The sequence below is a fragment of the Bacillus niameyensis genome (genome assembly GCF_001375535.1).
Lineage (GTDB): Bacteria > Bacillota > Bacilli > Bacillales > Bacillaceae_C > Lederbergia > Lederbergia niameyensis.
The window spans coordinates 4,166,503-4,175,659 of sequence record NZ_LN831197.1 but is presented as its reverse complement, the minus strand read 5'-3'; the positions used below and the strand labels follow the sequence as shown (position 1 = coordinate 4,175,659).

6 protein-coding genes and 1 tRNA gene are annotated in these 9,157 nt (G+C 36.5%); 2 read left to right on the top strand and 5 right to left on the bottom strand.

What is annotated here, in order from left to right:
- The first annotated feature begins 644 nt into the window (after window positions 1-644).
- A complete protein-coding gene (locus BN1243_RS19165; RefSeq protein WP_230200261.1) occupies window positions 645-1,352 on the top strand; it encodes an MgtC/SapB family protein in 708 nt (235 codons plus the stop codon).
- A 55-nt stretch (window positions 1,353-1,407) separates the two neighbouring features.
- Window positions 1,408-1,480 (top strand) — tRNA-Ala (locus tag BN1243_RS19160).
- Between the two features lie 47 nt (window positions 1,481-1,527).
- Here BN1243_RS19160 and BN1243_RS19155 read toward each other — a convergent pair.
- The 5 genes from BN1243_RS19155 to BN1243_RS19140 form a co-directional block, all read right to left on the bottom strand.
- The gene (locus tag BN1243_RS19155; RefSeq protein ID WP_062109554.1) at window positions 1,528-2,244 is read right to left on the bottom strand and encodes a metallophosphoesterase family protein; all 717 of its coding nucleotides are present in this window, start codon (window positions 2,242-2,244) and stop codon (window positions 1,528-1,530) included.
- A 65-nt stretch (window positions 2,245-2,309) separates the two neighbouring features.
- Window positions 2,310-4,457 (bottom strand): right-handed parallel beta-helix repeat-containing protein, encoded by a 2,148-nt coding sequence (locus BN1243_RS19150; RefSeq protein ID WP_062109552.1) that lies wholly within the window; start codon window positions 4,455-4,457, stop codon window positions 2,310-2,312.
- Between the two features lie 350 nt (window positions 4,458-4,807).
- On the bottom strand, window positions 4,808-4,960 hold the full coding sequence (locus BN1243_RS22225; protein ID WP_154669903.1) for a hypothetical protein: 153 nt from the start codon (window positions 4,958-4,960) through the stop codon (window positions 4,808-4,810).
- Window positions 4,941-6,899: an asparagine synthase-related protein gene (locus tag BN1243_RS19145; RefSeq protein ID WP_062109550.1), complete on the bottom strand. Its 1,959-nt coding sequence runs from the start codon at window positions 6,897-6,899 to the stop codon at window positions 4,941-4,943. Before BN1243_RS19145 ends, BN1243_RS22225 begins: the two co-directional genes overlap by 20 nt.
- A 329-nt stretch (window positions 6,900-7,228) precedes the next feature.
- Entirely contained in the window at window positions 7,229-9,022 is a 1,794-nt protein-coding gene (locus BN1243_RS19140) for an ABC transporter ATP-binding protein (RefSeq protein ID WP_062109548.1), read from the bottom strand.
- Between the last annotated feature and the right edge of the window lie 135 nt (window positions 9,023-9,157).

Here is a 9,157-nt window from a genome sequence, read left to right as displayed (position 1 = left end):
GCTGGCGATGATCAAATGATCATCTATTTATTATTGACGTTCGTTTCGTTCAGTTTTCAAAGATCAAATTCACTCGCCTCTTAACAGCGACTTTTTAATATTAACATTTTCGTTTTATGCTGTCAAGCATTTTTTTAAAATGTTTTTTAAAAATCTTGTTTGTCCTTGTTTCTCTTAAGGACGAATATTAATATAACATGCATTTTTTTATAGTGCAATAGTTTTTTCATCTTTTTTTAAAACTTTTTTTAAAAAAATCATATTCTGTCGAGAATCTACATATATATTACCAAATAAAATTCTTATAAGGAAGGTGCAAATTAGTGCTAGAAAAAATCGCCTTAATCATCGCAGTACTTACGGCTGTATATTTATTTTCCTATTCCTACATTGAAGCACTCCGTATTTCAAATTCAGATGGCAAAGTTTATGGTGGTACTTTTATTTTTTCTTCTATAATGGCTTTTGTCTTTTCTGCTATAACATATCTTTTCATATAGCAAACAGCTCATATTGACATTTGTCTTCATGCTTTCCTCTATTTGTAATTCTTTATCCTTTTCCTTTATTCAAAAGATGTGATACTATTATTCTATAAATGAAAGCGCTTTATTGTTTTTTATAGAGACAGAGGAGAGATTTGTTTGGGTTCATACATTTTAAACTTAATCGATACAGAACTTTTAATTAAATTGGCGGTTTCTGGATTACTAGGACTGATTATTGGATTAGAACGGGAATTAAAAAGTAAGCCGCTAGGACTTAAAACTAGTCTTGTTATTTCTATAATTAGCTGTTTGCTCACAATCGTTTCAATAGAATCAGCTTATTTCTTCCCAGGAAATGATGCAATTAGAATTCAAATGGATCCTTTGCGTCTGGCTGCACAAATTGTCTCGGGCATTGGTTTCCTTGGGGCAGGAGTAATTTTAAGAAGAGGAAATGATCATATATCTGGCCTCACTACAGCTGCCATGGTGTGGGGAGCAGCTGGTATAGGCATTGCAGTCGGCGCCGGTTTTTACGCTGAAGCAGCAGCAGGAGTCGTTCTCCTTATTATAAGTGTTGAATTAATTCCTTATATATTAGTGAAATTCGGACCTAAAAAGTTATATAAACGAGAGTTAATCTTAAAAATAACGGTAAGTAAACAGGAAAGCTTTGAAAAAATCATCAATAAATTACTTGAAGAAAAGATAGTAATCACGAATACTCGAATAAAGGATATTAAAGATCATTCTCAACATATGCTTGAATTAAAAGCAAGGGTCAATAGCAAGCGCCCCGTAACTGATATTTACTATACAATTTCCAGAATGGACGATGTGCAGGCACTCGAAATTGTGAGTTAAAAAGACTTGCATTTTCTTTTAGAGTAACTATAATAGAAAATGTAGCTCGTTGAACGGGGCATTAGCTCAGCTGGGAGAGCGCTACACTGGCAGTGTAGAGGTCAGCGGTTCGATCCCGCTATGCTCCATAAATGAACACACTGTAGCCAATTTTGGTTACAGTGTGTTCTTTTTTTTATAGTTTTCCATTCTCCAGTGCATTTATCATAAAGGCTGCATTAGGATAATCAGAATCGTTGAACTGCTGGACTACTTGATTAACATCATAATTAATTCGAACAATAGAGGATTGAAAACCATTAACTTCTATATCAATAAGGCAATAAGATGACTTAGCCATTCCGTCAAATGGCAAGCCAACACTGCCAATATTGATTAAGCATTTTCCATTAATATACCGAATAAAGGGTTTATGTATATGGGCATATATGTAGATATCCGCATCGTTACTCATCATCTTCTCAATCATGTGCTCATCGCTTTCAATTGGTTGTACGACCTCAAACAAACTATTAGGAGTCGCGTGAAAAGCATGAATACGCGTACCTTGATTTTCAAAAGTAATATCTGTTGGCAGATTCTTTAAATACTCTATACTCTCATCATCCATACGGGAAACAATCCACTCTCGTTCTTTCCTCATCGTTTCAAGAGCCTGTTCTGGAACTTCGCCTTCCCTAATGCCGCGAACAACCCATTCATCCGCATTTCCTTTGATAACATCACAATTTAACGATCTTACTAAGTCAAGTGAGCGCTTCGGTTCTGGTCCTCGATAGCTAATATCCCCTAATACAAAAACCCTATCAACATTTTTTTCTTTTAAGTCCTTGATAACTGCTTCTAATGCAACCGCATTTCCATGAATATCTGAAATAAATGCTAATATCATTTTTTCACACACCCTTTCTATAACAACGATAGCAAATTCAGCAAAGATTAATCAATTCTTCAATATCATTTTTTTAATAGCTTATTGTTTTTGTTTAGGTCATTTTCTTTCAGTCTCAGCTTTGCATTATAAACCGTGTTCTCTTCAATTCGATAACTAGGCGCATCCGTCCCCGAATTCGAAGTATCCAATGCCAAACTTTCAAGAGTTGCATTAAATGTATTCCCTTTAACCGTTGCTCCAAACACTTTTGTCGGTGTTGGATGTCCATAAGGGCCGATTTTTATCAGAGGTTTTTTCTCCGTATTATTTTCCGCGGATACAATACTATTTTTAAGGGAAAAAGCTTCCGCCCCCAATACATAGATGGCAGCTCCATATCCGATATTTCCCGTTACCTCGAACACAGAATTCTGAATAGTGACATCTGGTGCCCCATATGTACTGTTAACGGTCAACAACCTCTCCTCATCTTTTATCGTGCATTTATTTAACAGATATTTCCCTTCTCGGTTAATTTCAAGTGTACCTGCATTAAAATTACACTTTTTATATATTCCTACTGGAAGTACAGTTCCTTGTCGATCAAAATCTCCAACTGTTAATCTCTCATAGACACTTTCACTATTTCCTGTTCCAAAAATCAAACCTTGTCCATTTGTTTTTGCTTTTATGGTGACATCCTTAATGGAAACAGGTTCATCCCAAATATAGAGGACTCCTGGAAGATGGCCGTTATGTTGAATTTCCACATTTGAAATTTCCTGCCCAGGCTCTTTGCCAATACTTAGACTTGCATCAACAAGTTCAGCATCGCTAAAGATGATATTTTTCCCAAGCAATTTCACTTCGCCTTTATTAAAGCTGTTGGCAGTCGCCTCCGCTTTTTCCGGATACAAGGTCAAACCAGACCCATTGAATATATTATCTTTTACAACAACCTTCCCGCGAAATCCTTTATGCGCATGTATACCAACACCACCAGCCACATTTTGATCGAAACGGTTATCCTCGATCGTTACATTCTCACCATATGCAAGCACAATTTGAATTTTATTATCAGTAAAAGTGTTGCCTTTGATCACCGTATTTCTTCCTGGGAAAAATCCCGGTTCAATATCAATTCCACTTTGGGGAGCTGTTCCGTTAGTGTGGTGAATATGGTTATTGATAATTTTCACGCCGTCCGAACCAACCAAACTAATTCCTTGTCTACGGTTATAGCCAATATCAGAGTTTTGAATCGTTACATTCCGCGAAATATTTACGGTCATTCGATTTACTTTTACTCCCTTAGTAGAGGGAGCCTCAAAGACCGCTCGAAAATGATCAGCCTCATTAGGAATGATAGATTCTCCAGAATGGAATCGTATATTTTTATCTGCCTTAATAAAACTTCCATCTTTTCGATAATAAAAGACATCTACTTTACTTCCGGAATTCACCCCTTCTGGGAGCCAGAAATGAATATTTTTAAACTTGTCGTAGGCGGGATTGTCAAAGTGGGTGACTTCGCGATTGTTGCTACGAATCTTTCCATCAGCTTTGATAGGATTTCCTTGATTATCAAGCCCCCCGGATTCTAAAGTTGTTTCAGTTATGTAAGACCCCGTCACAGTTGTGCCACTTACGATAATGCCATCGCCTGTGAATTTCTCGATTTTCACACCATCTATTACGATATTCTCCGCTCCTACAATTTCAATCCCATTTCCCCATTCGTGCGTCCCCCCTGTATCCGGGCCTTTTTTAGAAAAGTCATGATCCTCGCGATCACCTACTAAACTCCCCCCACGCACTGTTACATTCTTCACATTCGGACCGATGTAAAGGACTGAGTAAAGTTCAAATTCATTCGCTTCTTTTTGTAAAATTGTTTCTTCATCTAATAGTAGATCCATGTCACTGACCATATTAATTCTCGCTTCGGGATCAGACTGTTGGGTCCCTTTAGCAATGAGATACGTTCCCGCAGGAATTTGAAAAGTTTTATACCCGTTTGCCTTTGCCCATTGTAAAGCAGAATTGATGCCTTTTGCTGTTTCAATTGGGTGTGTGCCGTCGTTGTAGATATTCCAGCGTTCTAGCTCAAGTTCATAGACCGGAGAATTTTCTTCTCCACCTGCAACTGCTGTCAATCCCTGTTTGATGAGAAGAAAAGAACCGATTATGAATATGAAAGCAACTATATATAAGTAAAGATGCCTTTTCATTTTTATCACCTCATACCCATAATCTCTGTTTCACTTAAGTTTTAAACCTATTGCGTTTTGTTAAGATAAATTTTATATTCAAGTAGAAGCTGAACCAGCTTATTTTACTCTGTGCCGTTTCAAATTTTAGAGAAAGCAGCCCCTCCTTCCAACATAAAAACCCCCATACATTCTATATGTACAGGGGTGTTTTATTTATTACTCAATAATATAGCTTAGTTTCGCTTATTTTTCACGATCGTAACCGTTCTACTTTTCACTCTAGTCCAGTCAATTTTTAAGCAATATATTTATTATGGTATCAAAATGAACTGGCTTAAGTAAAAACACTGGTTATTAATTAAGTTGCTTTAACTATCTAGATCACTGCCACCAGGATCAGGCTCTCCAGGCTTATTATATCTTCCAATAAAGAACCCATCCCATGAATCACCTGTCCACTTTGCCTTTGTCTCACTAACTTCCAACAGTTCTAGTTGTGGCTTAGTCCATGCCTTTTTCATATGTATCACCTCCTTTAAGGTCAAATGAACGTAGAAATCGATAGACAATAACACTGCGCATTAGCATTCTAAACTCGGGATTAAAAGCTGAGCCTCCTTTTGGTATCTCCATTGCATTAGAAAGAGCATTACCGATTACTTCCATGTTAAAGTATTGTGCTACATCTTTATCATTTAACAATTGTTGTATCTCTTTAATAAAATCCGGCCAGAATGGGATCATGCGTTGGAGCCAATCTGCAGCTTGAAGACCGTAATCTGTTTGGTTCAATCTTACTCGATCAGGTAAATACCCCTCTGTCGCATTCCTAATTAAGGCTCGATCCATTCCGTTATTAATAAATTGATCCAGAGGTAGTGACAAACAATAATTAATTACCCTGATGTCGTTGGTTGGATCTCGCATTAATAATCCATACTGCAAAGATAATTTTGAAGAGGCTATCCCAACCGAGTTCCAAATGAATTCATTTTCAATAATGTGTTTCCTAATATTAAAAATGGAGAGTTTGTTAAATCCATCAGCCTCAATTCCGTATTTTTCTAGTTTTTTAAAGGTATTCATTTTTTTAGCAAAATTAGGATTGATGAGCACCGGAAATTGATAGTCCTCTTTATTATCGAAGAAAGGAAATGCCTGTTTACTTATATCTTGAAGCAGTTTTTTTCTTCCTACTCCGATGTTTTTGCTATACATCTTAAGATCACGCGCAAGACGAATCCATTTCATACTCTTTAGTAAATACCCATAATACTCTAATGCTGGCCCCCAAGAAATCGTAAAGTTTCCTCTAGCTCCACTTAATAAAATTCCAATTCCATCTTTACCTGCTTGTTCAAAAATACCTTTCAACCAGAATGAATTTTCAAAGAATTTGTAAGGCATTTCCATAACTTCTAACCAGTCATCAATATCCGTGTAAGGATTTTTCCCCTCTAGTTTTAAATAGTGATCGTCTATATTCCCAACATAATTAACTGTTTTACGAATGAATGGACGTTCGTCAGGAAAAACGTTTTTTGCTGTATAGTCAATGAAATCATCTAAAGGAATTGAACTATACGTATGTAATCTTTTATTTTGTTTTTCCAACGTTTTTGCTGCAAAGCTAACAACCGAACCTGAATCAAGTCCCCCACTTAAATGTGAACCAATAGCTTTAAAGGTACGTAATCTTGAGTCAACAGCATTTTGGAAAACTTCACGGAAAGCTTCAATATACTCAGCACCTGTTTTGAATCTAATTTCTTTATCTAATGATAGTACTTGGTATTTAGCAAGTTTCACTTTTCCATTCTTTACCGTAATCGTATGCGAGGGTGGAACTTGTTGGATATCCTTAATAATTGTATTGACTACATCTACAGCATCGATCATGGTGGATATAGCCAAATACTCAGCAAGCCACTCCTCATGTAATTGCCTTTTAATATAGGGCAATCTTAACAAGGGTTCCATTACCGTACAAAAAGCAAAGCGCTGATGATTATGGTAAAAATAGAGAGGTCTCGTGCCAGAAAAGTCTCTTGCCCCAAATAGCTTTTGTTTTCTTTCATCCCAAATCATAAAGGCAAAATCACCAATCAAATGTTTGACAACTTCTTCTTCCCATTTTGCATAAGCGAGAAGAATTAATTGACTATCAGGCATGGTTTTTCTTTCGCCACGGCTAATTCCTAATCTATCAAACAATTCTCGGCGATTATCAATCATTGCGTCTGAGGTAATAGCCAATTGTCTATCATTATCGTAAAAGGGTAATTGTTCATCAATTGACTCCGGTGTAATCCATTGTACATGGGAGCCCAAAAACACATTGTCCTTGTTCCATATTTGAACGTCATCCGCAGGAAACTTGCTTAATCCGTGCATCAATAATTGTCCAAAATGTTTGGGTACCATTTCCTTTTCGTAGTAAATTCCGGCTATTGCACTCATCATATCTTCTCCAATTAGGTTTATACATTTTGTTCTCAACTATGAACAATAATCTTAAAAAATCATAAATTTCCAGATTGATAAGTAGATAGAGTTAGCATTCCACTCTCAATGTTGTTCTTTATTAAGAACATATCATGTTATTAATACATTTTCAATAACTTTTTTATTTTCATAATACTGTAAGTCCTCCAAAACGATGATACCCATAGCACCTTCAGTAGATACCTATAATGTACGAATGATATTTCGAAGGGCAGGATGGATGACTGTTGGCGCTAAGGTCTTACACAATTGTGAGTTATGTAGGAACACTATAAAACTAGCAACTAAACAACCCCCATCTGCTTGCTCAACAATTTATAAAACACATTATTCTTTTCTTTAGATAATTGGGTAAAACCACCTTGTTGGATGATTTCCCCCTGATCCAGTACTAATACTTGATCTGCCTTTCGAATTGTCGACAAACGATGTGCAATCACAAGGATCGTCATTCTTCCTTTTAATCTCTGCAAAGATTCCTGAATTTTACTTTCACTTTCCGTGTCTAAGGCACTTGTTGCTTCATCTAATACTAGTATGGACGGCCTTCGTAAAATTGCCCTTGCTAACACAACACGTTGCCTTTCTCCGCCAGACAGTTTAATACCTCGATCCCCGATTAAAGTATCCAAACCATTTGGTAGCTTCTTCACAAATTCCGCAGCCGAGGCAAATTCTAGTGCCTCCCACATTTCTGCCTCACTCGCATTCGGCATAACCAATAATAAATTTTCGCGGATACTTTCATTAAATAAGAAAGGGTCTTGCGGAACATAGCCGACCGCTTTACGTAAAGCTAATAAATTCTCCTTCGTTAAAGGTGTTCCATCAATGAGCACTTTACCCGACGCTGGTTGGTTCAATCCCATCAGTAAATCAATCAAAGTACTTTTTCCCGCCCCGGATCGACCAACAAAAGCAGTCATCTTATTTACAGGGATCGTTATATTAATGTTTTTCAGGGCATACATATCCATCTTATTGTTATACCGAAATGAGACGTTTTGACATTCAATGTTTTTGGTCATATTTATCGGTTTTATCTGTTGAGATAATTGCTGATCAAATTCCTTAGCAGAAAGGCTTTCCATTTGTAATGCCTTAACAGCCTGGAAGGAAGGTATGGTTTTAATAATCTGTTCTAGAGATGATTGGATTCCTGCAACCCTAGGCCAAAGCCTTGAGAAAATAACAATGATTAACATTAATTGCCCCACTTGGGAGTGAAACATTTGGACAGCAACCAAAATAAACAATGCCATAAAAATTGCGAAGGCAATTTTATAATAAAGTTGTGAAGTCATCCTTACTTTCGTATATTCAACTTGTTCACTCTCCATACTGCTTGTCACGGACTTAAACCATTCAAGTCGTGATTCTTCTAATGTATTACTCTTTATATCTTTGATCCCATTAATTTGATCAGTGAGTCCTCCAAGAAACATTTTGCCTAATTCATAGTTTCTTTGCCCAAGCGCAAGCGATTTTTTGAGAAACCGCCGATTTAAAAAGACAATAATGCTTCCGGCAAGTAAGACAAACAATGTAATTTGCGGAGAGAGCCAAAATGCCAATCCTACTTGGATGATCGTAAAGATAAAACTTGATATAAATTGTAAAAAGGAATATGTTCCTCCACTAGTGCGTGTAACTTCTGTTAGCAATAGATTAATAAGATCAGATTTTCGCTTTTTAATAAAAAAGTCCCAATTGGAATGAATAACCGCCGAATATGTCTCTTCACGCATATGTCGTAAAAAGCCATTTTGAATGATCGCATTGCGAACCATAATGTTTTTTTGAACAACGTTATGTAAAATCACTATCAAAACGTAAATCCCTAAAATAAGTGGTAAGCCTAACGTTATTGAGAAGTTCTGAAAGAAACCAAATAAATTGGCAATTGAGGAATCCTCTAGCCCAAGTTCGACAACCCCACTCATCCGAATCAGAGGGACTAATAAAAGTAACCCAATTCCATCTAATAAACCAATGAGGGTCATCGCCACCAAGTTGATGTATAAGGTTTTCCCAGAAAAGGTATGGATTTGTTTAACAAAGTAAAGCAATTCTTTCATGTGGCTCCCCCTAATTTATTCTTTATAACGAACGGTAAAGGTATAAAAAATAGCCTTGTTTTTATATTTACACTGAATATATTGTTCTTAATAAGGAACATTACAGTATTACTATAGCCCTATTCCATTTATTAG